We start from the raw sequence: 24926 nt of genomic DNA on the forward strand, positions 1-24926 counted from the left end.
ATGGCGCTATCGGGAGGAGAAACCATGACCGTCAGAGGCCGTCTTGTAGTGTATGTGGGGCCGATGTTTGCGGGGAAATCCGCGCATCTGATTGCTGCCGCGAAAAAGCAGACGGATATTCTGGCTCTCAAACCCGGCTTTGATACGCGCGATGGCGCCGAGCTTGTCAGCCGGGATGGATCTCATCTTGCTGCGATGTCGGTAAACATATGGCCCGCAGATGCGGACCGGTACGGCCATATCGTTCTGGATGAAGGGCAGTTCTGGGTTGCGCCGCATTATCAGGGCGATATCGTTGAAGATATTCGGAATGTTCGGGCGCAGGGCGTGGATGTGACCGTCGGGGGGCTAGATACCGATTACCGGCGCGTTCCGTTCGACGTCATGGAGCGGTTGAGGGGAGAGGCAGACGAAGTTATTCTCTTGACGGCGCGCTGTCATGTCTGTGGTGCGCCCGCCGCGTGGACCGCGAAAACCCATGATACCGGTCATTTGCTGGAGACGGGCGATCAGGAGCTTTATGAAGCGCGCTGCGAGGCGCACTGGACCCTGCCGGAACGGCCCTGAGAGCGGCTCCGGCAGAGGTGGAGGCTTTTACTGCTGGCCGCCGCCGCCGTTATTGACGCCCAGAAGGCGGATCTTGAAAATCAGCGGGCTGTTTGGCGGGATAATGCCCATGGAGCGCTTGCCGTAGCCGAGGTTCGGCGGCAGGTAGAGCATCCATTCATCGCCCACATGCATCATGGGAAGGGCTTCAAGCCAACCCTGCACAAGGCCGTCGAGCGGCATTTCCATGTAGGCGCCACTGCCGTGCTGGTCGGAGCTGTCGAAAATGCCGCCATCCGGAAGGCGACCCTCGTAGATGACCATGATGGTGGAGCCATGATGCGGGCTGTCACCATCCCTAGGGCCTGACTGGAGAACCTTGTAGGCCAGGCCGTCCGGCAGGGTCTTGACGCCGGGCTGGGCATGGATTTTCGCCATGAACTGCGCCGGTGTCAGGTCGGAATCATCCACCGGCTTGGGAGCGCCCGAGCAGCCCGCGAGGACAAAGGCGCCACACAGGGCGAAAGCGGATGTAAGACGGATCAGACTGGTCATGGTTTCCCGGGGAGTCAGTTGAGAAGTCAGAGCGTGCCGCCGCGACGGCCGATCTGACCGCCGAGCCGCAGACGCAGGGCGTTGAGCTTGATGAAGCCCTGTGCGTCCTGCTGATTATAGGCGCCTTCGTCGTCCTCGAAAGTCACGACGCGGGTATCGTACAGGCTGTTCGGGCTTTCACGGCCAACACAGGTCACATTGCCCTTGTACAGGCGCATGCGGACACGGCCGGTCACGGAATGCTGGCTGGTGTCGATGAGGGCCTGAAGCATCCGGCGCTCGGGCGAGAACCAGAAGCCGTTATAGATGATTTCGGCATAGCGCGGCATGATGCTGTCTTTGAGATGGGCAGCTTCGCGGTCGAGCGTGATGCTTTCGATGGAGCGGTGCGCGGCCAGCAGGATCGTGCCACCCGGCGTTTCGTAGATGCCGCGGGACTTCATGCCGACGAAACGGTTTTCCACGATGTCAAGACGCCCGATGCCGTTGTCGCGGCCCAGTTCGTTCAGACGGGTCAGCAGGGTGGCCGGGGTCATTTCGACGCCGTTGATGGCGACCGGGTCACCGCTGACGAAATCGATGGCGATTTCCGTTGCGACGTCAGGAGCAGCTTCCGGCGAGATCGTGCGCTGGAAAACGATTTCTTCGGCTGCGATCGACGGATCTTCGAGCAGTTTGCCTTCGGAAGAGGAGTGCAGAAGGTTTGCGTCCACGGAGAACGGGGCTTCGCCGCGCTTGTCCTTCGTGACGGGGATCTGGTTCTCTTCAGCGAAGGCGAGGAGCTTTGTGCGCGACGTCAGATCCCATTCGCGCCACGGAGCGATGACCTTAACGTCCGGCTTGAGCGAATAATAACCCAGTTCGAAACGGACCTGATCGTTGCCCTTGCCGGTCGCACCATGCGCCACGGCATCGGCACCGACGGCTTCGGCGATTTCGATCTGGCGCTGTGCGATCAGCGGACGGGCAATAGACGTGCCCAGCAGGTACTGGCCTTCATAGAGCGTGTTGGCCCGGAACATCGGGAACACGAAATCCTTGACGAAGGTTTCGCGCAGATCCTCGACGAAGATTTCCTTGACGCCGAACATCTCGGCCTTCTTGCGGGCCGGTTCCAGTTCTTCGCCCTGTCCGAGATCGGCGGTGAAGGTGACGACTTCGCAGTTATAGGTTTTCTGAAGCCAGCGAAGAATAACCGAAGTGTCCAGGCCGCCAGAATAGGCGAGCACAACTTTCTTGACGTCCTGGTGGGCACTCATAACGGTGTGGTCCTTGGTGTGTTTCGTTTGAGAAGCGTTTCTAGCAGTTCAGCCGACAGAGGGAAACCGGGCGCGTGTCAGGTATCCGATGCGGCTGTACGGCGCTGGCGTTCGCTTTCGGTTTTCAACTGACCGCAGGCTGCGAGGATGTCCTGTCCACGGGCCGCGCGGATGGGAGAGGCGAAGCCTGCGTCCATCACGATATTGGCGAATTTCGCGATCTGCGCGCGGCTGGACGGCTGGAAGTCCGAGCCAGGCCAGGGATTGAACGGGATCAGGTTCACCTTGGCTGGAAGGTCGCGAATCAGACGGACCAGTTCGCGGGCATCGGCTTCGCTGTCGTTCACGCCCCGGAGCATGATGTATTCGAAGGTAATACGCCGGGCGTTGGACGCAGCCGGATAACGGCGGCAGGCGGCGATCAGGTCTTCGATCGGGTATTTGCGGTTGAGCGGGACGATCTGGTCGCGGAGTTCGTTCGTCACGGCATGCAGGGAGATCGCGAGGTTGATGCCAAGCTCTTCGCCACAGCGATCCATCATCGGAACGACGCCGGATGTTGAGAGCGTGATGCGGCGGCGGGAGAGGGCGATGCCTTCACCATCCATGATGATCCGCATGGCTTTTGCGACATTTTCGTAATTATAGAGCGGCTCACCCATGCCCATCAGCACGATCGTGGACAGGTAGCGTGGCATATCCGCGCTGGGGCTGGGCCATTCGCCATAGCTGTCCCGGGCGGCCATAAACTGACCGACGATCTCGGCCGGGCCGAGGTTACGGACAAGCTTCTGGGTGCCGGTGTGGCAGAAGGTGCAGGACAGGGTGCAGCCGACCTGCGAGGAAATGCAGACAGCACCCCGGTCTTCCCGACGATCCGGAATATAGACTGTTTCGGCTTCCTGACCGTCACGGAAGCGGAAGAGGAACTTGCGCGTCTCGTCCACGGACGTCTGTTCAGTCGCGGTCTCGGGGCGGCTGACGACGAAATGTTCGGCGAGTTTGGCCTGCATCGGCTTGGCGATTGTGGTCATCGCCGAGAAATCGGTCGCACCCTGATGATAGATCCAATGCCAGAGCTGTTTGGCGCGGAAAGGCTTCTCGCCGATATCCGTCATAAGGGCTGCCAGCTCCTCGCGTGACAGGCCCACCAGATCGCGTCGTCCGTCCGCGAGACGCGCTTCGGGCGGCGCGAACAGGGCGGATTTCGCGTGAATACGCTCGCGCTCGGCAGCGTTCAGGTCGTCGGAGGCGACGGAATTGATTCGGGGGCGGATGTCGGGATGGATTACGGCTGTCATGACGGCGGAGCCATAGCACGGAGAAGACCCGCAGTTCCAAAGGAAAAGCGCGGTCTTTCCGGGAAAGCTGTTTTTGGAAAACTATTCCGCTTCTGGCTGGGCTGGAACCGTTTTTCTGGCAGCGATCAGGAACTCGCGGTTGCCTTCGGGGCCGGTGATGGGGCTCGCTTCGATCCCGAGAACGTTCCAGCCGGGGAGGGCTGCGAACCATTCGCGGATTTCTTCGCAGACACGTTCATGAACCGCAGGGTCGCGGACGACGCCTTTCGCACCAACCTCGCCGCGTCCCGCTTCGAACTGCGGCTTGATGAGGGCGACGGCCCAGGCATCCGGCGTGGTGAGTTCAAGAGCTGCGGGGAGGACGGTGCGCAGGCCGATGAAGCTTGCATCGCAGACGACAATTCCAGCGGGCTCAGGAATCTGTTCGACCGTCAGGGCGCGGGCATTCGTCTTTTCCATGACGACGACCCGCTCGTCCGAACGGATTTTCCAGGCGAGCTGACCATGTCCAACGTCCACGGCATAGACCTTTTCGGCACCGTGGGTCAGGAGGACGTCTGTGAAGCCTCCGGTCGAGGCGCCGACGTCAATGGCGATACGGCCTTTCGGGTCCAGTCCGAAATGTTCAATGGCGTGAATCAGCTTGAGCCCGCCGCGCGAGACCCAGGGATGGTCCTGCCCTTTGAGGGCGAGGGGGGCATCCTCGGGAAGCTGGTCGCCAGCCTTCGCGATCCGGCGGTCGCTGGTATAGACGAGGCCAGCCATGATCAGGGCCTGTGCCCGCGTCCGGCTTTCGACCAGCCCCCTGTCAACAAGGAGCTGGTCGGCGCGGCGTTTGGCCATCAGTCGCTCAGGCGGACTGCTGGGCGACGTCCACGCCCAGAGCCGTGGCTGCGACATGCACGATGTTCGGCGCGGTCAGGCCGGCTTCTTCGTACTGGGCGTCCTGCGTGTTGTGGTCGATGTAACGATCCGGCAGGGCGAGCGGGCGGAACTTCACCTTGTCCAGCAGGCCGGTCTCGGCAAGGTGCTGCACGACGAGGCTGCTGAAGCCACCAATGGCACCTTCTTCAAGCGTGATGAAGACTTCATGCTGGTTGGCAAGGTCTTCGACAAGAGCCTTGTCGATCGGCTTGGCGAAACGGGCATCGGCGACCGTGACCGGAACGCCCTGTGCGGCAAGAAGGTCGGCGGCGCGCAGGGATTCATGCAGGCGTGGACCAAGCGACAGGATGGCGACGCCACCGCGGGCATTCGGGGCGCGGCGGGCTTCGCGGACGATGCGGCCCTTGCCGATTTCCAGAACTTCACCCTTTTCAGGCAGATCAAGCCCGATGCCGTTGCCGCGCGGGTAGCGGAAGGCGATCGGTCCGGCGTCATATTCACAGGCCGTCGCCGTGGCGTGCAGCAGTTCGATCTCGTCGCACGGTGCCATGACGACCATGTTCGGCAAGCAGCACAGGTAATTCAGGTCGAATGAGCCGGCATGGGTGGCGCCGTCGGCACCGACCAGACCGGCGCGGTCGATGGCGAAGCGGACCGGAAGGTTCTGGAGCGCGACGTCATGCACGACCTGATCGTAGGCGCGCTGCAGGAAGGTCGAGTAGATCGCGCAGAACGGGCGCAGACCTTCGGATGCGATACCGGCTGCGAAAGTGACGGCGTGCTGTTCGGCAATACCGACGTCGAAGAAGCGGTCCGGATAGGCTTTGGCAAACGCGCTCAGACCCGTGCCGGACGGCATGGCCGCCGTGATCGTGACGAGTTTGTCGTCGGTCTTGGCGCGGCGCATCAGTTCGCGGCTGAAGATGGAGGTGTAGCTCGGCGGACCGGCCGGGGCCTTCTTCTGCTCACCCGTGACGACGTTGAACTTGCTGACAGCGTGATACTTGTCACCGGCGGCTTCGGCGGGTTTGTAGCCACGGCCCTTCTCGGTGATGATGTGCAGCAGGATCGGACCCTGATCGTCGGCGTCCCGCAGGTTGCGCAGGATCGGCACGAGCTGGCTCATGTCATGTCCGTTGACCGGGCCGACATAATAGAAGCCGAGCTCTTCAAACAGCGTGCCACCGGTGATCAGGCCGCGGGCATATTCTTCGGCGCGCTTGGCGGTGCGCTCGATCTTGCCCGGAAGGCGCTTGGCGACCTTGCCGGCGAGATCGCGCAGGCTGAAGAACTGGCGCGAAGACATCAGGCGCGACAGGTAGTCCGACATTGAGCCGACCGGGGGTGCGATCGACATTTCGTTGTCGTTCAGCACCACGATCAGGCGGTTTGCGCCGGGGCCTGCGACTGCGGCATTGTTCATGGCTTCATAGGCCATGCCAGCCGAAATCGAGCCATCGCCGATGACGGCGATGACGTTGCGTTCGTGATAGCTCGGGTCTTCTTCTGCGCGCAGGTGATGCGCGACGGCCATGCCGAGGCCCGCCGAGATGGACGTGGACGAATGTGCTGCGCCGAACGGGTCGTATTCGCTTTCCGAACGACGGGTGAAGCCGGACAGACCCTCGGGCTGACGCAGGGTGCGGATCCGGTCGCGGCGACCGGTCAGGATCTTGTGCGGATAAGCCTGATGGCCGACATCCCAGATGATGCGGTCGTCCGGCGTGTTGAAGACGGCGTGCAGGGCGACGGTCAGTTCGACCACGCCGAGAGAGGCGCCGAGATGGCCACCCGTGGTGGAGACGGCGTCAACGGTTTCCGAGCGCAGTTCGTCGGCAAGCTGCTTGAGCTGGTCAACGGACAGGTTCCGCATGTCGGCAGGGAAGCGGACGCGATCCAGTTCGGGATAGCGGCCATAGGTAGGAATCGTGGAGGAATTCTTGCTCATGGGATCAGTTCCTGCGCTCGACGACATAATCTGCCAGTGCCCTGAGGGCGTCGGCCTGTGCACCGAAGGATGAAAGAGCCTCCCGGGCCCGGTCGCTCAGGCGACGGGCTTCGGCGCGGGCACCGTCGATGCCAAGCAGGGAGACATAGGTTGATTTGCCGCTGGCTTCGTCCTTGCCAGCGGTTTTGCCGAGTTCCTCGGCGGTAGCGGTAGAATCCAGAACGTCATCGGCGACCTGAAACGCGGTGCCCAGATCGCGGCCATAGGCGACGATGGCAGCGCGGCGTTCATCGTCCACATCAGCCAGAATGGCGCCGGACTCGGCGGCATAGCGGATGAGGGCGCCAGTTTTCAGGGCGTGCAGACGGCGCACCTGATCCAGCGGCAGGGCGCGGCCTTCGCCACGGATATCGATGACCTGACCGCCGACCATGCCAGCCGATCCAGAGGCCTGCGCCAAGGCAAGGGCCAGATTGGCGCGGACGGCCGGGTTGGGGCTAGTTTCGGGTTCGACGAGAATTTCGAAAGCACGGGTTTGCAGAGCATCGCCTGCCAGAATCGCGATCGCTTCGTCGAACTGCTTGTGCGTGGACGGCTGACCGCGTCGCAGGTCGTCGTCATCCATGGACGGCAGATCGTCATGGACCAGCGAATAGGCGTGCAGCAGTTCGACCGATGCGGCAACGCGCAGGGCGGCTTCGCGGTCTGCGCCAAACAATGTCGCCACTTCGACGGTCAGAAAACCGCGCAGACGCTTGCCGCCGCCGAGGGCGGCATAACGCATGGCGTCCAGAAGAACGGACTCGTCTCCCGGAACCATGGGCAGAAGGGCGTCGATCGTATTTTCAATTTCAGAACAGGCGCGGGAGAGCGCGTCCTTCAGGGAAACAGACGGGGTAGGGGCATTCATCGGCCGGAGTCTCCGGTATCGGCAAGAGGCTCCGTGCCTGTCGTGCCGTCATCGTTCTGCACGATGGCACGCACACGCATTTCGGCCTCTCCCAGCTTCGCATCGCAATGTCTGCGCAGGGCAGCACCGCGTTCATAGGCGGAAATAGCGTCCTCGAGTTTCATCTGACCGCCTTCAAGGCCACGGACGATCCTCTCCAGTTCGGACAGGGCATCCTCAAAAGACAGGGCATCTATGGGGGCATCAATGGGTTCGGGCATGAAAAGCCTCAAGGCACACTTTGGAACAAGGTAGCGAGGGGATTACAGGCAGAAGACAGTTTTTGCCAGCCCCGCACACGGGAACGCTGGAGTTTCCTCAGGAGGGTGACGTTTCTGCACGTCGCCGGATCACGAAGGAAAGCATGCCTGCGGTTTCCGTGAACGCAATGAGCGCATGGCCGGTTTCGCGGCAATAGGACTGGAAATCCGCCACTGAGGCGCGGTCGGTGGCGAGGATGCGCAGCTTCGCACCCGGGGCCATGTCACGCAGGGCGCGATTGGCTTTGAGGACGGGCATGGGGCAGGCCAGACCACGCAGATCGAGAAGTGTTTCTGTCGGAAGAACAGTCATGGGACGCAATTATGCGCCTATCTCCGAAGGGGGCCAAGTCGGCTTTTGGTGCGCTTGCCTGAAGGTTTCAGGTTTTCATTGATAAATCAGGTGCTTGTTTCTATATTAATGGCTTAATGCCACAAAAGCGTTCCTTCCGGGGAGCGCTTTTTTTTATTTGGGGGACGGCATGTCGGACGGGGAAGGCCAGGTAGTCAGTCTGGCTGATGGAAATGAGAGACGCGCCTATACGCTGCGGATGCTTGAGGATCGGGTTCTGCGGCTGGAGACGATCGCGGGGGGGCTTTCGGATCGATATGAGGAACTGCGGACCGAGATGCGGCAGGAAATCTCGTCGCTGCGGGATCAGATGAAATTGCTGGAGACGAAGGTTGATGAGGGGAATCGTGTGGTCAACGGAAAGCTGGACCGGCTGATCGGGGGGCGGGCGGTCATTACGGGGATCATCACACTGGTCACATCCATTCTGGGGACGGGCATGGTGCATGTTGCTCTGTCCCTGACCACGAAGTGAGGAGGGGCTATGAGTGGAATTGATGCAGGCCAGCTCAAGCATCTGGTGGTCGCTCCCGCACTGGCAGCGCTCGGGCTGGATGGGGATGTTGCGGTCAATCTGGTGACGGGCACGGCGCTTGCGGAAAGTCGGGGGACATATGTCCGGCAGATTGGTGGGGGCCCGGCTCTGGGTTTGTGGCAGATGGAACCCTCGACGCATGACGACTGCTGGGTCAACTTTCTGTGTTATCCGGCTGGCAGGAGGTTCGAGCGGATTCTGGAGGGGATGCTTTCGCAGGATCTACCCAAAAGCGCCCAGCTTGTTTCCAATTTGAGATATGCGTCGGCAATGGCCCGCATTCGGTATTACCGGATGCCGGTCTCTCTGCCGTCGTCGAACGATCCGGCGGTTCTGAGCCGTTTTCACAAGCAGTATTACAACACGGCTGCAGGGGCGGCTGACCCTGTGGCTAATATCCCGTTTTTCCGTCAGGCGGTTATGGTCTGAAGAGAGTGGGAGCGGTGTCGGGGAATGTATGCATCACGCTCCCGACACCGCATGACTGTTTAAACCGGTTTAATATGACCGAATAGTGGCAGATGATGCCGGAAAATGCGCCGTTTGAGGTTCAGGGTGTAGAAAGTGGCAGCGTTCGCGCAGACAGGTCGCCTTTGAATGTCGTGCTGCCTGTATGAGTCAGGGACAGACCGCGGTGGAGGGCGACCTTTCCTCCGATTGTGATCCAGCGGCGGCAGAAGGCGAAATCTTCGGAAAGATAGGTCCGGGTTTCCGGGTCGATCAGACAGTCGAACAGGGCATAGGCGTCTGACGAGGGTGCTTGCGAAGTCTGGCCTTCGGACTTCGCGTCGATGCGGCTGTAACGGGTTTCGGGATAGTGGGCGATCATGTCGAGGACCATCTGACGGGTCATGAGCATGAATCCGGTTCCGATATAGGAGACGGTGACGATATCTTCCGAAGGGTCGCCGTCATGCAGGGCGGCGCAGTCTCCGACGTAACGCAGGCTGGCTGTCCGGCGGTCTTCGCCAGCGGCGATGAAACGGTCTGTATCGTGGTCCCAGTAATGGGATTTCAGGGGATAGGCTCCTCCGATCAGAGGGCGGTTTGCATCCAGCAGGGCGAGAATGTCGGTAATGGAAAAGCCGATGTCGCTGTCGATGAAAAGAAGATGGGTGGCATCGGTCATGGTCACGAACTGATGCAGAAGCGTGTTTCTGGCCCGCGTAATGAGGGCGTCACTGCCGATCGTGGACAGGGTGAGTCGCAGATTATGGGCCGGTGCTGTGGCCATGCAGCCGATGAGGGACTGCATGTAATTCAGTGTGATGGTACCACCGAAGCAGGGCGTGGCGATGAAGACGTGGCGCGGACTGGGGGGGCAGGAAGTCATGCGAGGCAGCCTGCCCTGAAGCTATGAAAAAAGAATTAAAACCGCGCTTTAAAAAGCCTTCATGCTCCCATGTGTGCCTGAAGAACCATGTAAAAGACGAAGGCGGCGTCCAGACCGAGGACGATTGGCGTTAGGCGCTGGAACTGACGTGTGGCGACGGCGAGCGCGGTGTAGATCAGCAGGCCGCAGGACAGGCTCAGCATGAAATTTCCGGTCACGCCTGCAATCAGCAGCATCATCAGGGGCGGAATGGCTTCTGCGGGTGTTTCCGCAACGCGGCTGAGGCTGCCGAGCATGTTCAGTCCCACAAGAATGAGGACGGGCGCTGTGGCGATCGCGGGAATGGCGGTGATGAGCGGCCAGAAAACGGAAGACAAGGCGAACAGGATAGCGACGACCAGCGCGCTCAGGCCCGTGCGGCCACCGGCTTCCACGCCTGCCAGACTCTCGACATAGGCGGAGACCGTGCAGGTTCCGAGCGAGGCGCCGATGATGCTGGCCGCTCCATCAGAGCCGAAGGCACGGTGATCGAGCGCAGGTTTTTCGACCGTACCGTCCAGACCTGCGCGGTGTGCGACGCTCATCATTGTTGCGGTTGCGTCGAAGAAATCACTCAGCAGAAAATAGAGCGTGATGGGGACGAGAAGTCCGAGATGGGAAAAATATTCGTGGAAATCGAAAGGAAGGAACAGGTTTGTCGGATAATGCGGCCAGTCCAGAAGTTGGGCCGGAAGATGCGTGATCGGGCCTGAGGGTGTGTGAATGAAAAGCCCAGCGATGGTAATAGTGAGGATGGCGAGGAGCAGTCCGGCCGGGACGCGCAGGACAACGAGAATGGCGCTCAGGACGACGCCCGCCATGCTGAGCAGGACGGACGGGTTGCTCAGGGAGCCGAATGTCAGACCTTCGGGCGAAGGAACGGCGATGCCGCCCGTCATCAGGCCGATCCGGGCGATGAAGGCACCGAGTGCGATCTGGATCCCGAGCACAATCGAGGGCGGAAAGCCACGGATGATGCGCTGGCGGATCTGGCTCAGCGAGAGGGCAGTGAAGCATAATCCGCTGAACAGGACGACCGTGAAGGCCGTGCGCGGGCTGACATGGGCCTGCTGAACGACAACCTGTGCGAACAAAACATTGCTGCTCATGGCGGGAGCAAGGGCGATGGGCAGTCGCGCCCAGAGCGCCATCAGCAACGTTCCGGCGACGGCGCCGGCGATCGTGGTCATGACCATGTCGTGACGGTCCAGACCTGCCGCCGAAAGGATGGCCGGGTTGACGGCCACGATATAGGCCATGGCCCCGAAGACCGTCAGTCCGGCAATGACCTCACGCGGGATCGTTGAACCGCGGGCCGTGATATGGAACCAGCGGTCGAGTCTGGATAGCAGCAAGCGGACACTCCGGGGGCAGGGGATGGCTGGGCCAAGCTATAGTCAAAAAAGCTGGTTCTGCCACGACCCGGAGCGTATCTTTTCATTTCGGGTTCGATTTTTTCTCCCATGCCTTGTGGATCTCTGCCGGAGACAGGCGGTGGTGTGAGGCTTGCGGATGTGTTGCTGTCTGTGGGTGTGCTGGGTGCGGGATGCTGCTGGGGCCTGAGCCTGTGGTGGCGCCGGGTGCGATCCCGGCGGCGGGATGTTCATTGGCTTCCAGAATGGCTTTCTCGCAGGCTGATCCCTTGCCGACACCAAGCTGGATGGTCGGGATCAGAGCTGCGGGCGGGAAAACGATCCCAAGCCCCACAGAGGCTGCGACGCGGCTGATCAGTTCCGCACCCGGCAGAATTGTGGGGCTGTTGATCGGGCCGAAAATATGGACCGCGCCGGGCAGGGACAGGATCTGTGGTCCGATCGAGCGGGTGGTGATGGCGTAGTCCAGTGTGTCCTTATGAAAATTGACGGTGCCAGTGCCGCTTGTCCGGGTGGTACCGGTTTGCAGGAGCATTGCATCGGTATGCACAATACCGTCCTTGAGCGGCAGATCCGCCACGAGGCATTCCAGTTTTGAGCGATCCGGAATTCCGAGCGCAGACAGAATGGCCGAGCCGAGCTTGAGCCCCAGCAGATCGGGCAGAAGGGCCGTCACATCCCCCCCGCGGTCCAGCACCAGTGTCGTCCCGCCGTTACCGTTTTCGACCAGCGTTGCGACCGAATTGCCAGTCGAATTAAGCGTTACATGACCGCCAATGGTGCCTTCGCCCTGGAACATGTCCTTGGATGTCATGATGCGGGAGAGGGGAAGGCGGGAGACGTCCAGACGAAATCGGGTGTGGAACTGGGCGTTTTTAGTCGGCTCAAGCGTAGCATTTGCGGAAATGGTTCCTGTCCCGGTGGCAAAGGTCAGGTGTTTGAGGTCAATGGCGCCGTCGCGGATGTCGAGTTCTGTATCAATATTGTCCAGAGGCCAGTTTTTATTGCGAATGTGATCGCCGTGATATGTCAGATGCACGTTGGCAGCGTTGAGTTTCGGGACATTGATGGCCTTGTCAGGCAGTACGCGGGTACTGGCCGGTTCGGCTTTTTTCGCTTCGCCGGACTGTGCGCCAATGAAGCCGCCCAGATCCGCCAGATCCACTTGATGGGAATGAAGGGCCGCGTCCACGAAGATCGGTTTCTGATGCGGATTGACGTTGATGTCTCCGCCGATATCCGAAGAACCCATATGGCCTTCGAATTTCTGGAAACGGATTGCGCGGTCGGAATAGGCCAGATTGCCGGTGACGCTATAGGCTGGGGTTTCCGGAATGGGTACGCCCGTCAGTGGGTAAAGGAGCGCCATGTCCGGACCGGCAAAATGCAGTGCAAGATTGGTACCGCGGAAGTGGATCGGATCGTCAACCGTGCCGCGCAGAGTGATGTAGGTGGGGCCGTTGGCGAGGCGTCCGTCGATTGGATAGGGATGCGTGGTGTCTGTGATGTCCAGAAGGGCGCCCCCAACGATATGACCCGTGATGGGTGCGCGGGCGTACCGGCCTTCGAGATCAATGACAATATGCCCGTCATCGCCGTCTTTTGGCGGAACGGTATGGATGAGGACGTGCATGTCCGTCTTCAGCTTTGCCATCGCTATACGGATATCGCCGTCATTGATCTCGATCTTGCCGAGCTTGGGTAGCGTTGTTGAAGGTGACGCTGTCTGGGAGGGTGTGTCGGACGATGAGGGGAACGTATAATTGTCCGTGCCATCAGCCAGTGAAACGATGTCGCCTTTTGGTGCATCGACACGGATCAGCGGCACGGAGAGACCGCCACCTGTCAGGTAACGCCATGCATCGACCTTGACCGTGATGGCGTGAGCCGAGGCAAAGTCGTCTTTTTCTTTTCCGAAGCCCTCGGGCTGGCCGATTTTCAGATCATCGACCGTAATTGTTGGTTTGAAGCCAAGATGAACATGCAGATGCGCGATGCTGACGGGGCGATGCAGGGCTGCTGTGGCCTTGCGGTCAATGTAGGGAACGAACCAGTCCCATTGCCAGACCAAGATCAGCACGATGAGGGCGGCCACCAGCGCTCCGACAATACCGCCAGCGGTTTTCAGGCGCCGGTGTCGCTTTCCCCGCCCGGCGAGAGGGTTGTCAGAAGGGGATGGTGTTCGGGGCGGGGTGCTGCTCAACGGCGTTTCTCCGGAACTTGTGGTGTGTCGAGACGGATCTGGTTGTTGCAAGTCGCTCTAATTACGGACAGAACCAGAAACGGTTTCACAAAAGACAGGAAGATCGGGACGGATGGACACGGTTGAACGTATCGGCAGTCAGGGCGGCTCAGGTCTTGCGGAACTGCGACGTGTCAGCCGAAAGGCGCATGAAGCCGTGGATGAAGCTTTTTCGCGTTTCAATCTTGCAGATCGAGAATCCTACGGTGCGTTTCTGACAGCTCATGCAGGCGCGCTTCTGACGGCCGAGACTTATCTCGCGAAGCATCCGAGTGTGCTGCCATCATGGCATTCACGCTCGGAACTGCTGAAGGAGGATCTGCGGCAGATGGGGCTTGAAGTTCCTGCGGCGCGTCAGGACATCTTTCACGAGCATGACGGTATGGCGCTGGGCGTGCTGTATGTTCTGGAGGGATCACGCCTTGGCGGCCGGGTGCTTTCGGCGCGTGTGGGCGAGGGCTTGCCCCGGGCGTATCTGTCGGCGTTTCATCAGAAAGGGGAATGGCCGGAGTTTTTGGCACATCTGGAGCACTCTCTGAACGAGAGTGACGTGGCACAGTGTGAGGCTGTTACGGCAGGGGCAGTCCTGACGTTTGACCTGTTCCGCAATAGCGCCGGTTCTCAGGCCTGAGGCGGTCGGGCCGGCCGCACATTCCTTGGGACAATACCCGGAAAAGCATCGGACAGGCGCTCGGCCTCCTCGAACGGCAGCATAGCAACCGCGCATCCCAGGGCGCTGGCATCTGCTGCGGGAAGTCTTTCAATTCCGCGCAGTAATCCCGCAAGGTTATGGCCTTCCGCCGTCAGAACCATGAAAGAGGTCATGCGGCTGTAGAGACTCATCGTAGCGTCGATTTCCGTCAGGCGATGGTCGGGAATGGCGATATGGATATCATTGCCGCTGACGGGTGACTGGACGGTGTTTTCAGCAATTTTGATGCGGAGCGGGATTATGGGCAGGAGCGTCGGCGAGCCTGCAAGCGGGAGATATCGGCCGGGCAGTGGATTTTCCACGAACAGGCATGCGTTCCAGATATCGGTATCCGATACTTCCAAAGCCATGACGAGCGGATTATAGCGCCCGAAATCCGTGTCCGTCGCTCCAACAGGAACGAGAGAGCCGGTTTGCATATCCAGCATCAGACGCGGCGTTTCCCCGAGCGTGCAGAAACGAAATTGCGGTTGTGAACGGGAAGACGAAGACACGGAAAGCCGAGCGGGTGTCAGGCCAAGTTTTTGCAGAGCGGATTTATCCGCATGGGTCATGACAGCCTTGAGGCGCCAATAAAGATCGGTCAACGACGCCTGGGTGAGGAATGAGGCGATCCGGCGGCTTTCGGGAAACCAGCGGTTTGCGCCGCCATATTCAGCATCATTGCGATCGAAATTTTTCCAGGCCTGTTCGGGCGTCGCGCTAGAATCGCGCTTGAAGAAACTTTCCCGGTCGCTTGCAGCAAAGTGAAGAATCCGCGCGTCGTCCCAAACGGCATTTCTATCCAACGCCGAAAAGGGGTCAGGGAGGCCGGTTGCGAGAGAGCGTGGCTGAACAAGATGCCGCACAATGCGGTGATCCGGCAGGCCGAGAAGGCCATGGCGGGTGAAGGTCTCGACCGGGGAGAAGGCCGAGGGCGTCAGGCGTCCGGAAGAGCCGAACAGGCACCAGTTTACGGGAATTGTCGTTCCGGGGGCATTGGCCGTGAATTTAGCGACGGATCGGGCGGTCTCGAAATGCAGGTATTCGTCCGCCGCCAGAATCATCATCCAGTCGAACTCGTCGTGGCCCTGTGCGAGCGCGTTTTCGTGGAACCGGGTCTGACGTTCCAGTCGTGTGGGGAGCGTCGTATCGGCGGACTGGACCCGGATGTCGTAAAGCGTGGCGGCGTTTGAGAGGACCGTACTGGTTCCGTCCGTCGAATGATCGTCACAGACAATCAGGGTCGAGAAACCGATTGTCGCGTGATGGGCCAGCCACCATCCGATCGTATCAACCTCGTTGTGAACGAACAGGATGGCGGCGCTTTTCGACATGGGGCAGGTCTCAGTCCATTTTCAGGGCGGCGAGGAAGGCGCTCTGGGGGATTTCGACTTTACCGAACTGCCGCATGCGCTTTTTGCCTTCCTTCTGCTTGTCCAGAAGTTTGCGCTTGCGGGAAATGTCGCCACCATAACATTTGGCCGTCACGTCCTTGGACAGCGCGCCGATCGTTTCACGGGCGATGACCTTGGAGCCGATGGCGGCCTGAATGGCGATCTTGAAGAGCTGCTTGGGGATCAGATCCTTGAGCTTGCCGCAGATCGAGCGGCCGCGCTGCTCGGCGACGGTGCGGTGCGAGATGAACGACAGGGCATCGACCGGTTCGTGGTTCACGAGAATGGAGATGCGGACCAGATCGCTCTCTTCGTAGCCGTCCATCTGATAGTCGAAGGAGGCGTAGCCACGGCTGATGGATTTCAGGCGGTCGTAGAAATCGAACACCACTTCATTCAGCGGCAGACGATAGACGGCCATGGCGCGGTTGCCGACATAGGTCAGGTCCACCTGCACACCACGGCGTTCAGAGCAGAGCGTCAGCACAGGGCCAAGATATTCGTCCTGCACCATGATGGTCGCCTTGATCCAAGGCTCATCAATGGTTTCGATCTTGCTCAGCTCCGGCATGTCCGCCGGATTGTGCAGATCCTCGACCGTGCCATCCGTCATGTGCATCTTGTAGACCACGGACGGCGCGGTTGCGATGAGGTCAAGATTGAATTCGCGGGACAGGCGTTCCTGAATGATTTCCAGATGCAGCAGGCCGAGGAAGCCGCAGCGGAAGCCGAAACCTAGTGCCGCCGAGGTCTCAGCCTCAAAGTGGAACGAGGCATCGTTCAGACGCAACTTCGCAAGACTGTCGCGCAGCTTTTCGAAATCGTCGGCGTCGATTGGGAACAGACCGCACCACACGACGGGAATGGATGGCTTGAAGCCCGGAAGAGCTTTCTCGGCAGGGCGACGGTCAAGAGTGACGGTATCGCCGACATTGCAGTCCGCGACGGTCTTGATGGCAGCGTTGATGTAGCCCATCTCGCCCGGGCCGAGGCTGTCGACCGACTGCATCTTGGGCAGGAATACACCGACCTGATCGACGTGATAGGTTGCGCCGGTCTGCATCATGCGGATGCGGTCGCCACGCTTGAGGCGGCCGTCCTTGATGCGGACGAGAATGATGACTCCCAGATACGCATCGTACCAGCTGTCGACCAGCAGGGCCTGAAGAGGCGCTTCGGCATCGCCCGTGGGGGCGGGGAGGCGCTGGACGAGAGCTTCGAGCACGCCTTCGATATTGATGCCGGTCTTGGCGCTGATTTCGACGGCGTCATCGGCGGGGATTCCGACAACTTCCTCGATCTGGGCGCGGACGCGCTCGGGTTCAGCAGCCGGAAGGTCGATCTTGTTCAGGACCGGGACGATCTCGTGATTGGCGTCGAGGGCTTGATAAACGTTCGCCAGTGTCTGGGCTTCCACGCCCTGAGAGGCGTCCACGACCAGAAGCGAGCCTTCACAGGCAGCGAGCGAGCGGCTGACTTCGTAGGCGAAGTCGACATGGCCCGGCGTGTCCATGAGGTTCAGCGTGTAAGTCTTGCCGTCCTTGGCTGGATAGGTCAGGCGCACGGTCTGCGCCTTGATGGTGATCCCGCGCTCCTGCTCGAGTTCCATCGAATCGAGGACCTGATTTTTCATCTCGCGCGCGGTCAGGGCGCCACAGGCCTGAATCAGGCGATCGGCCAGCGTCGATTTGCCGTGATCGATGTGGGCGATGATCGAGAAATTGCGGATAAGGGAGAGCGGGGTATCGGTCATGGCTGCTACATAAGGGATTATCGCAGAAATGTCAGTAGATCTGCGCAAAAGCCTGCCTTTGTGAAAAGGCAGGCGGGAGTGGGATCAGCGGTCCGTCAGACGGAACTCGATCCTGCGGTTTTTGGCATAGGCCGCCGGTGTGGTGGCCGCGTCCAGAGGTTGGTAGTCGGCGAAGCCCGTCGCGGCCAGATGACGTGGGTCCACGCCCTCGGCAATCAGCAGTTTGACCACCGTGATGGCGCGCTCCGACGACAGTTCCCAATTGCTGGGAAATGCGCTGTGGATCGGCTGGCGGTCAGCATGACCATCCACGCGCAGAATCCACGGAAGATCCGTCGGGATCGTTGAGGCAACCTGTTTGAAGGTGTGGGCAAGAGTTGTGATTTCCTTGCGGCCTTCCGGCGTCAGTTCGGCACTCCCCTGCGGGAACAGGATTTCCGACTGGAAGACAAAACGGTCTCCCACGACATTGACGCCTTTCTGGTCTTTCAGCAGATCCCGCAGACGTCCGAAGAACTCTGAACGATAGCGTTTGAGCTGATTGACCTTATCGGCCAGCGCCAGATTGAGCTTGTTACCAAGGTCCGCGATCTGCGCGTCCTTGCCCTGCTCGTTCTTCTTCTCAATGTCGAGGGCGTTGCTGATCGCCTGAAGCTGGCGGGTCAGTTCTTCAACCTGAGCCTGAAGGTCCGAGATCTTACTGTTCTGCTGTTTGCTTGTGTCGTCTGCCGAGGCCAGGGCCTGATCTTTCGACTGAAGCTGTCCCGTCAGGGCGGCGATCTGGGTCGAAAGGGTCTGGAGTTGGGCTTGGTTGTGCTGTTTTTCGTCAGACAGGGTGGCGACGGTGGAGGACAGGCTTTTGTTCTTGTCTTCCGTCATCGACAGCATGTGCGACAGTTCGGCCAGCTGCTTCTGCAGGGCGTCGAGTGTGTGTTCGCGTCGTGACAGCGAGACCGACAGGAACTGCTGCCCCACGACGAAGACGAGTAGGACGAAGGTAACGACCATTAGCAGGGTGGACAGGGCGTCCACATAGCCGGGCCAGGCATCAAGGGCGTTGTGAGATCCGCGTCTGCGCCGGGCCATGGATCAGTCCTGCCTGCCGGGGGAGGGCGTCGTGCTGCCGGAGGCTGCGGCAATCGTGCGGGCCAGAACGCGCAGATCGTTGCGAAGCTCGCCGATTGTTTGGGCGCGGCCTTCATGAAGCTCTTGGATCAGGCGGCTGAGATGCGTTTCAATCCGCAGGAGCGCCGTTCCCTGAGAGCCCGGACCATCATCGCCCATATGGCGCAGAAGGGCAGTCTGGGTTTCGGCGGTGCGGGTCATAAGTGTCTGGTTGGCGGCGAGCAGATCGGTCATGCCGCGCAGACGTTCCTGAAGGCTGTCGAGCATGTGCAGCTCGCGGACGCGGTTTTCCTCGCTGCGGGAGACGGCGTTCTGGAGCGTTTCCAGATTTTCGGCGGTCTGTTCGAGCAGCGCCTGAACATAGGCCGGAACAGGGGCGCCGTCGCTGTCGATGGACGTGCTGCCCGTGACGCGTGTGACGCCAGCCAGCCATTCTTCCAGTTCATTGAAAAAGCGGGTCTGGGCCTGCCCGGCCGTCAGGTCGAGAAAGCCGAGGACCAGTGCGCCGGCGAGACCGAACATCGAGCCCGAAAACGCCGTGGACATGCCCGCGAGCGGCCCGGCAAGGCCTGTCTTGAGCTGGTTGAACATGACGTCCATGTCGCCGCCACCTGCGGACATGCCGCCGATGACACCGGCAATCGAACTGACTGTCAGCAGAAGGCCGTAGAACGTTCCCAGCAGACCCAGAAAAATCAGAAGCTGGGTCATGTAACGGGAGATTTCCCGGCTTTCGTCCAGACGTGAGGACAGGCTGTCGAGCATGGCCTGTGTGGTCTGGGTTGAAAGCGTCAGGCGGTCCGTCCGGTTGCGGGCTGCCAGCATGCTGGCCATGGGCGCGAGCAGGCGGGGCGCCTTGGGCGCGGCCAGACCGGCGCGAGGCTGGCGCAGAAGTTCAACCCAGTGCACTTCCGGCATGAGGCGCTGGACGACATGCAGGTTCCACAGGATGCCCAGCAGGAGCACGCCGAGGATGATGGCATCGAGCTTCGGGTTCGCACTGAAAGCCTGAAGTAGGGTTGTGCCCATTGTCGCGGCCAGAAGGCCGACCGCGACAAGGAAAACGGCCATTCGGAGCAGATAGGTCGTAGGACGTGTCACGGCGTGTCTTTCCTGATGTTATTTCGGCAGGCCGTTTGCGGAAGGTGAGGGGTCGACGGGATTTGTCTCAATGACAACATCCAGCCGGTCGGCAGGCGCGCTGTCTCCGGCGTCCGGTCGTCCAAGCGCGCGGGGATAGAGACGAGTGGTAGCGACACCTGCGTGAATGAAGATCGAGCGGACGGTAAGCGCGCGAGCCAGCGCGATACGGCGCGGCATGGAGACGTCATCGCCCGGCAGCGTGGCGTGGGCGATCAGCACGACCCGCTCTTCCGGGTGATGGGAGAGTTCGGTTCCATAGGCCTGCAGTGTTTTGAGGCTGTCGGCGTTCAGCGCGTCGCTTCCGGATGCGAACAGAACCCGTAATCCACCGTCAGGCAGCGATTCCGTATGGCTTGCAGCATCGGCGACGGCCGTTACGTCCGTCGGAGGAACGGGCGGATGGAGCTGGACTGGAACGAATGGCGGGGGCAGCACGACGGGCGGTGGCGGAGCGGGAGGGACGCCCGGAACCGTCTCATGCGCTGGAGCAGATTTGACCGGAGTGGCTGCCGGGGCAGGCATGGATGTCGCGGTAGGTTTCTGCGAGACCGGCTTCGTGTTGCTGTGTGCGGCGGAGGTGTGGGCCGTATGTGGCGCAGCAGCCGGTTTTTTTGCGGTGGGAGCGGACTTGCCCTGAGGCAGATCATCCAGATTGCTGGTGACCTGTGCCTGTGCGGCAGGCAGCGAAAGGCAGGCCAGAAAGGCCGCCAGAGAAAGGGAGGAGAGGATCGGCCTGTTCATGTCAGGCCGATCCTAGACGACGCCTCACGACTCCCGCAATGGGGCGTGAGGACAGTTTCGTCAGCGCCGGGAGATCAACCCCGGTTCAGGGCCTCATGCACGAGCGCGCGCAGGGTGCCGTGAAGGTTGGTGTTTCCGGCAACGACATTCACGTCGTCCGGCAGATCGTGGAGTTCGTTGCCGTCCGGGTCGGTCGCATAACCACCGGCTTCACGAACGAGAAGCAGACCGGCTGCGCAGTCCCACGGCTTGATGCCGAATTCCCAGTAGCCTTCGTAGCGGCCTGCTGCCACCCATGCGAGATCAAGGGCTGCGGCACCGAAGCGGCGAATCCCTGCGACCTGCGGCATCAGTGCGCCCAGAACGCGGGCGAACGGCAGACGGCTGCTGCTCGGGACCTTCGCAAAGGGAATGCCCGTTGCGAAAACGGCTTCCAGCATGTTGCGGCGACCGGAGACGCGGAGGCGGCGCTCGTTGAGGAACGCGCCCACGCCCTTTTCGGCCCAGAACATTTCGTTGGCAGCCGGGTTGTAGACAACCGCCGCGACCAGTTCGACCGATCCGTCCTGAAGTCTGCGCTGAAGGCCGATGGAAATGGCCCAGTGCGGAATGCCGTGCAGGAAGTTTGTCGTGCCGTCGAGCGGATCGACAATCCAACGCCAGGTCCAGTTATCCCCGCCCGAAGCGCCGCTTTCTTCCATCAGGAAGGCATAGCCCGGCCGCGCACGGCTCAGTTCTTCGCGGAGGATGGTTTCGGCGCGCAGGTCGGCCTGGGAGACGAAATCTCCCGGGCCCTTGATGCTGACCTGAAGCTGTTCGACCTCTGCAAAGTCACGGAGCAGACGGCGCGAGGCCTTCTGCGCAGCACCCTGCATAACGGCCATGTGCGGGGAGAGACGCATGATGGATCAGTCCTTCGCGCGTTCGACGTAGGACGCGTCTTCCGTGCGGACAACAATACGCTCACCGGCTTCGATGAACGGCGGAACCAGCGTCTTGACGCCATTCGACAGCACGGCGGGCTTGTAGGACGAGCTGGCCGTCTGGCCCTTGACCACCGGATCGGCTTCCGTGATTTCCAGCGTCACATGCGGCGGCAGTTCCACGCCCACCGGGTCGCCTTCGACCAGCTTGACGTTCAGCGGCATGTTGTCCTGCAGGAATGCGAACTGGTCGCCGAAGATGTCCTTGGCGAGGATCAGTTGTTCGAACGTCTCCGGGTCCATCAGGACGACATTGTCACCATCCATGTAGGAATAGGTGTAGTCCTTGTCTTCCGTCATCAGACGCTCGACGGAGTCAGCCGTTCTCCAGCGCTCGTTGGTCTTGTTGCCCGTTTTGAGGTCGCGCATTTCGACCTGAATGAAGGCGCCACCCTTGCCCGGGGTGATGATCTGCTGCTTGAGAACCGTCCAGCGGCGACCGTCGTGCTCGATGACCTGGCCGGCCCGGATAAGGTTGGCTTGCTGTTTCATGCTTGTGTCCTGATGACCCTTGGATAGGGATTTTCTGTCACGTCTTGTGGGCTTCTAGCGCCGCACGGGGCTTCTAAGCAAGGCACAAGGGATACGTGGGCTGTGGGGACTTCAGGAAAGTGTGAAGGAAAGGGGGCTTGGGGCCGCGCGCCGGGCAGGTCATGTCAGACTGTGTGTGCGTCCTGAGGGTCAGGGCGAAACGCAAGGAGAAGACGCATGTACGATATGAAGAACCTCTCGCGCATTTCCCATCTCGAAGCCAATGCCTCCAAGGGGATGGACGCTTTCTGGCAGTTCGATCGCGCGGCTTTCGAGGAAGGGTCCGTCAGCGCCCTGACCAAACAGCTCGCTGCCGTGGCGGTCGCCCTGACGACCCAATGCCCGTATTGTATTGAACTTCATGTGAAAGCGGCGCGCGAAGCGGGCGCAACGGACGCCCAGCTTTCCGAAATCGCCCTCGTGGCCGCTGCCATCCGCGCAGGCGGTGCGATCACGCACGCCACGCATATGTTCGAAGCGAAGTAAGCGTTTCTTTCGTCTCAGATGAAGTCGCACGTCTCTCCGTCCGGTGTTGAAACCGTACCCGGAGAGCCGGGCTTGAGATATTCCGGGCCGATCGGGACTTTCCCCCGCCCGCCCGGAATGTCCAGAACATAGGTTGGCCAGGCGAGGCCCGTTACGCGCCCGCGTAGCTGCCTCAGCAACGCCTGTCCTTCTTCGACCGGAACATGGAAATGTCCGGTCCCCGCGGCTGCATCCAGATGGTGCAGGTAATAGGGTTTGACCCGCGCTTTCAGAAACGCCCGCAGAAGGGCTTCCAGACTTTCCACCGTATCGTTGACCCCGCGCAGCAGAACGGACTGCGACAGGACCGGAATGGCCCGCGACAGCACGGCGCGGATGGCTTTCGTGGCCTGCGGGGTCAGTTCGCTGGCGTGGTTGGCATGGACCACGAGCCACATGGCGCGGTCCGTTTCCATCGCATCGAGAAGCTCTTCCGTCATGCGGGGCGGATCGGCGACTGGCACGCGGGAATGGATGCGGATGGTCTCGATATGGGGAATGTCGGACAGGGATTGCACGATGTGCTTCAGCCGGCGGGGCGCCAGCATGAGCGGATCGCCACCCGTGAGGATGATTTCGCGGATATTGGAATGCTGCCGCACCCAGTCTAGTGCGGTTTCAAGTTGCGCATCATTCAAAAGGCCGCCGCCGGGCCCGACATGTTCTCGGCGGAAGCAGAAGCGGCAATAGAGCGGGCAGACCAATAGCGGCTTGAGCAGGGCACGATCGGCATAGCGATGCACGATTCCGGGAACGGGCGAGAGCGCATCATCGCCGATCGGGTCCGTATCTTCGTGCGGCAGTGTGATCAGTTCGCGCGCATCAGGGATGACCTGTCTGGCGATAGGGTCGTCCGGATGGGTGATCAGGTCCTGAAAGGCAGGCGGAATGGCCATTGTGAAGCGTTCGCCCACCGCTTCGAGCGTTGAACGGTCTGCCTCGTTCGCTAGCCCCGCGTCGATCAGGTCCGAGGGTGTGCGGAGGGTGGCGCGTTTTGGGGAATGCTTTTGGGCTGTCTTGACCATATCGTGCATGTGATGCCTCTAGCGGTGCGGGTCCCCGTTTTGCAACAGGAGCGATAGACGCCATGACCGTATTGTCCGCTGGATTGGCCGCTGATTCGGCCCGGATTGCCGAGCGCCTGCCGCTGCTCGAACGGCGTTCGCAGATGGTGAAATCCGTTCGGACCTTCTTTGAAGAACGGGGCTATCTGGAAGTCGAGACGCCCTGCGCCGTTCCTGTTCCGGGAGAAGAGGTCCATCTGCGGTGTTTCAGAACCGAGTTTGAACGTCCCGACGGCTCCCGCGAGGCGCGTTTCCTGCATACGAGTCCGGAATTTGCGATGAAGCGGATCGTGGCGGCGACGGGACGGGCCGTGTTCCAGTTGGCGCGCGTCTGGCGCAATGGTGAGGCAAGCAACACGCATGCGCCTGAGTTCACCATGCTGGAATGGTATCGTCCGGGTGCTGATCTGTCGTCTCTGATGGATGAAACGGAAGATTTTCTCCGGGCTCTTCTGCCGCCTGTGGTGCATCGGGGGATGGATGTCATTGATCTGTCACTCCCCTTTGAGCGTCTGACGATGCAGGGTGCGTTTGCGCGTTATGTGGGTGCGGATCTGCTGGGGACGGCCGGAAATGCCGAAGCCCTTGCCGAACAGGCGCGCGTTGGTCTGCGGAACGGAGAGACGTGGGAGGATCTGTTTTTCCGCCTTCTGCTGGAGCGCGTCGAACCCGTGATCGGGCGTGAACGCCCGACATTCCTGACGCACTGGCCTGCCGAACAGGCCGCTCTCGCGCGACGGGACCCGGCGGACGGGCGCGCGGCTCTGCGGTTCGAGCTGTATGTCGGGGGGCTGGAACTGGCGAATGCGTTCGAGGAACTGACCGACGCGGTAGAGCAGCGGGAGCGTTTTGTAACGGACCGCAAGCGCCGTATCGGTCTGTCACCGGATCAGGACTGGCCGGTGGACGAAGCCTTTTTGGCAGCGTTGCCGGATCTGCCAGCCTGTTCGGGGATTGCGCTCGGGTTTGACCGGCTGGTCATGCTGGCGACAGGGGCGCCGCGGATCAGTGACATTTTGTGGTTGGCCTGATCTTTTCGGAACTTGCAGGAGTTTTAATCCTTCTTTTGCGTCAGAAGGGCTAGAACGTGTCGAAAGAGGAACATGACCGCGTTGCAGCGGCACAGTCGGGGAAGAAGATGATGAAAAAAGTTGGCGTGCTGTCCGTTCTGGTGCTGCTGGGCCTTTCTGCCTGTGAGGTCCCGACCCTTCAGCAGCGCAAGGTTCTGGATTCCATGGTCGGCAAGTCCGAGGTGGATGTTCTGCGCCAGTTCGGTGTGCCGACCCGCAACTACGATGCGCAGGGCCATACTTTCCTCGCCTATATCGATAACCAGACGCAGTATTCTCCCGGTGGCGGCTGGGGCTGGGATGGCTGGGGCGGCGGCTGGGGAGGC

At 60.8% G+C, this 24926-nt stretch carries 25 protein-coding genes and 1 pseudogene; 7 read left to right on the forward strand and 19 right to left on the reverse strand.

Going from position 1 to position 24926, the window contains the following annotated elements; genetic code table 11:
* The first annotated feature begins 24 nt into the window (after positions 1 to 24).
* Positions 25 to 567, forward strand: a complete 543-nt coding sequence (locus tag JK208_RS08760) for a thymidine kinase (protein ID WP_211575588.1) — start codon at positions 25 to 27, stop codon at positions 565 to 567.
* Between the two features lie 27 nt (positions 568 to 594).
* On the opposite strand, the gene JK208_RS08765 is transcribed toward JK208_RS08760, so the two are convergent.
* The 8 genes from JK208_RS08765 to JK208_RS08800 form a co-directional block, all read right to left on the reverse strand.
* On the reverse strand, positions 595 to 1101 hold the full coding sequence (locus JK208_RS08765; protein ID WP_211575589.1) for an FKBP-type peptidyl-prolyl cis-trans isomerase: 507 nt from the start codon (positions 1099 to 1101) through the stop codon (positions 595 to 597).
* Between the two features lie 26 nt (positions 1102 to 1127).
* The gene (locus JK208_RS08770; protein ID WP_099286832.1) at positions 1128 to 2360 is read right to left on the reverse strand and encodes an argininosuccinate synthase; all 1233 of its coding nucleotides are present in this window, start codon (positions 2358 to 2360) and stop codon (positions 1128 to 1130) included.
* 77 nt (positions 2361 to 2437) lie between these two features.
* On the reverse strand, positions 2438 to 3661 hold the full coding sequence (gene rlmN / locus JK208_RS08775; RefSeq protein WP_211575595.1) for a 23S rRNA (adenine(2503)-C(2))-methyltransferase RlmN: 1224 nt from the start codon (positions 3659 to 3661) through the stop codon (positions 2438 to 2440).
* A gap of 81 nt (positions 3662 to 3742) precedes the next feature.
* Complete coding sequence (locus JK208_RS08780) at positions 3743 to 4504, reverse strand: TlyA family RNA methyltransferase (RefSeq protein WP_211575598.1); 762 nt, start codon at positions 4502 to 4504, stop codon at positions 3743 to 3745.
* 7 nt (positions 4505 to 4511) lie between these two features.
* The gene (dxs, locus tag JK208_RS08785; RefSeq protein WP_099286829.1) at positions 4512 to 6494 is read right to left on the reverse strand and encodes a 1-deoxy-D-xylulose-5-phosphate synthase; all 1983 of its coding nucleotides are present in this window, start codon (positions 6492 to 6494) and stop codon (positions 4512 to 4514) included.
* Between the two features lie 4 nt (positions 6495 to 6498).
* A complete protein-coding gene (locus JK208_RS08790) occupies positions 6499 to 7404 on the reverse strand; it encodes a polyprenyl synthetase family protein (RefSeq protein ID WP_211575601.1) in 906 nt (301 codons plus the stop codon).
* On the reverse strand, positions 7401 to 7664 hold the full coding sequence (locus tag JK208_RS08795; RefSeq protein WP_211575604.1) for an exodeoxyribonuclease VII small subunit: 264 nt from the start codon (positions 7662 to 7664) through the stop codon (positions 7401 to 7403). Before JK208_RS08795 ends, JK208_RS08790 begins: the two co-directional genes overlap by 4 nt.
* A 97-nt stretch (positions 7665 to 7761) precedes the next feature.
* On the reverse strand, positions 7762 to 8016 hold the full coding sequence (locus JK208_RS08800) for a sulfurtransferase TusA family protein (RefSeq protein WP_194262381.1): 255 nt from the start codon (positions 8014 to 8016) through the stop codon (positions 7762 to 7764).
* A gap of 169 nt (positions 8017 to 8185) precedes the next feature.
* Between JK208_RS08800 and JK208_RS08805 the strand changes: the two genes are divergently transcribed.
* On the forward strand, positions 8186 to 8530 hold the full coding sequence (locus JK208_RS08805) for a hypothetical protein (protein WP_099286825.1): 345 nt from the start codon (positions 8186 to 8188) through the stop codon (positions 8528 to 8530).
* 9 nt (positions 8531 to 8539) lie between these two features.
* Positions 8540 to 9019 (forward strand): hypothetical protein, encoded by a 480-nt coding sequence (locus JK208_RS08810; protein ID WP_211575606.1) that lies wholly within the window; start codon positions 8540 to 8542, stop codon positions 9017 to 9019.
* Between the two features lie 121 nt (positions 9020 to 9140).
* On the opposite strand, the gene JK208_RS08815 is transcribed toward JK208_RS08810, so the two are convergent.
* The 3 genes from JK208_RS08815 to JK208_RS08825 all read right to left on the reverse strand — a co-directional run bounded on the left by JK208_RS08815 (position 9141) and on the right by JK208_RS08825 (position 13538).
* Positions 9141 to 9923: a hypothetical protein gene (locus JK208_RS08815; RefSeq protein WP_211575608.1), complete on the reverse strand. Its 783-nt coding sequence runs from the start codon at positions 9921 to 9923 to the stop codon at positions 9141 to 9143.
* Positions 9924 to 9982: 59 nt separating this feature from the next.
* Positions 9983 to 11314 carry an NCS2 family permease gene (locus tag JK208_RS08820; protein ID WP_211575671.1) on the reverse strand — a complete coding sequence of 444 codons (1332 nt, stop codon included), beginning with the start codon at positions 11312 to 11314 and terminating at the stop codon, positions 9983 to 9985.
* A gap of 85 nt (positions 11315 to 11399) precedes the next feature.
* The gene (locus JK208_RS08825) at positions 11400 to 13538 is read right to left on the reverse strand and encodes an AsmA family protein (protein WP_211575610.1); all 2139 of its coding nucleotides are present in this window, start codon (positions 13536 to 13538) and stop codon (positions 11400 to 11402) included.
* A 112-nt stretch (positions 13539 to 13650) separates the two neighbouring features.
* On the opposite strand from JK208_RS08825, the gene JK208_RS08830 reads away from it, so the two are divergent.
* Positions 13651 to 14208 (forward strand): biliverdin-producing heme oxygenase, encoded by a 558-nt coding sequence (locus JK208_RS08830; RefSeq protein WP_211575611.1) that lies wholly within the window; start codon positions 13651 to 13653, stop codon positions 14206 to 14208.
* Here JK208_RS08830 and JK208_RS08835 read toward each other — a convergent pair.
* The 7 genes from JK208_RS08835 to efp all read right to left on the reverse strand — a co-directional run bounded on the left by JK208_RS08835 (position 14199) and on the right by efp (position 21902).
* Positions 14199 to 15605: a glycosyltransferase family 2 protein gene (locus JK208_RS08835; protein ID WP_211575614.1), complete on the reverse strand. Its 1407-nt coding sequence runs from the start codon at positions 15603 to 15605 to the stop codon at positions 14199 to 14201. The genes JK208_RS08830 and JK208_RS08835 overlap by 10 nt on opposite strands.
* A gap of 10 nt (positions 15606 to 15615) precedes the next feature.
* A complete protein-coding gene (gene lepA / locus JK208_RS08840) occupies positions 15616 to 17418 on the reverse strand; it encodes a translation elongation factor 4 (RefSeq protein ID WP_211575617.1) in 1803 nt (600 codons plus the stop codon).
* 84 nt (positions 17419 to 17502) lie between these two features.
* A complete protein-coding gene (locus tag JK208_RS08845) occupies positions 17503 to 18504 on the reverse strand; it encodes a peptidoglycan -binding protein (RefSeq protein ID WP_211575619.1) in 1002 nt (333 codons plus the stop codon).
* Positions 18505 to 18507: 3 nt separating this feature from the next.
* Positions 18508 to 19644: a flagellar motor protein MotA gene (locus JK208_RS08850; RefSeq protein WP_194268008.1), complete on the reverse strand. Its 1137-nt coding sequence runs from the start codon at positions 19642 to 19644 to the stop codon at positions 18508 to 18510.
* An 18-nt stretch (positions 19645 to 19662) separates the two neighbouring features.
* Entirely contained in the window at positions 19663 to 20427 is a 765-nt protein-coding gene (locus tag JK208_RS08855) for an OmpA family protein (protein ID WP_211575622.1), read from the reverse strand.
* 74 nt (positions 20428 to 20501) lie between these two features.
* Complete coding sequence (locus JK208_RS08860; protein ID WP_099286816.1) at positions 20502 to 21329, reverse strand: inositol monophosphatase family protein; 828 nt, start codon at positions 21327 to 21329, stop codon at positions 20502 to 20504.
* A gap of 6 nt (positions 21330 to 21335) precedes the next feature.
* On the reverse strand, positions 21336 to 21902 hold the full coding sequence (gene efp, locus JK208_RS08865) for an elongation factor P (protein WP_062032946.1): 567 nt from the start codon (positions 21900 to 21902) through the stop codon (positions 21336 to 21338).
* Between the two features lie 216 nt (positions 21903 to 22118).
* Here efp and JK208_RS08870 point away from each other — a divergent pair, with 216 nt between their 5' ends.
* Positions 22119 to 22427: a carboxymuconolactone decarboxylase family protein gene (locus JK208_RS08870; protein WP_211575624.1), complete on the forward strand. Its 309-nt coding sequence runs from the start codon at positions 22119 to 22121 to the stop codon at positions 22425 to 22427.
* 14 nt (positions 22428 to 22441) lie between these two features.
* Here JK208_RS08870 and JK208_RS08875 read toward each other — a convergent pair whose 3' ends face one another.
* Complete coding sequence (locus JK208_RS08875; protein ID WP_211575626.1) at positions 22442 to 23500, reverse strand: lysine-2,3-aminomutase-like protein; 1059 nt, start codon at positions 23498 to 23500, stop codon at positions 22442 to 22444.
* A 53-nt stretch (positions 23501 to 23553) separates the two neighbouring features.
* On the opposite strand from JK208_RS08875, the gene epmA reads away from it, so the two are divergent.
* Positions 23554 to 24561 carry an EF-P lysine aminoacylase EpmA gene (gene epmA, locus JK208_RS08880; protein WP_211575628.1) on the forward strand — a complete coding sequence of 336 codons (1008 nt, stop codon included), beginning with the start codon at positions 23554 to 23556 and terminating at the stop codon, positions 24559 to 24561.
* Positions 24562 to 24671: 110 nt separating this feature from the next.
* A pseudogene (locus JK208_RS08885) lies at positions 24672 to 24926 on the forward strand (hypothetical protein); the annotation flags it as partial.

Origin of the sequence: Gluconobacter sp. Dm-74, from assembly GCF_018256135.1 — a bacterium.
GTDB lineage: Bacteria > Pseudomonadota > Alphaproteobacteria > Acetobacterales > Acetobacteraceae > Gluconobacter > Gluconobacter cadivus.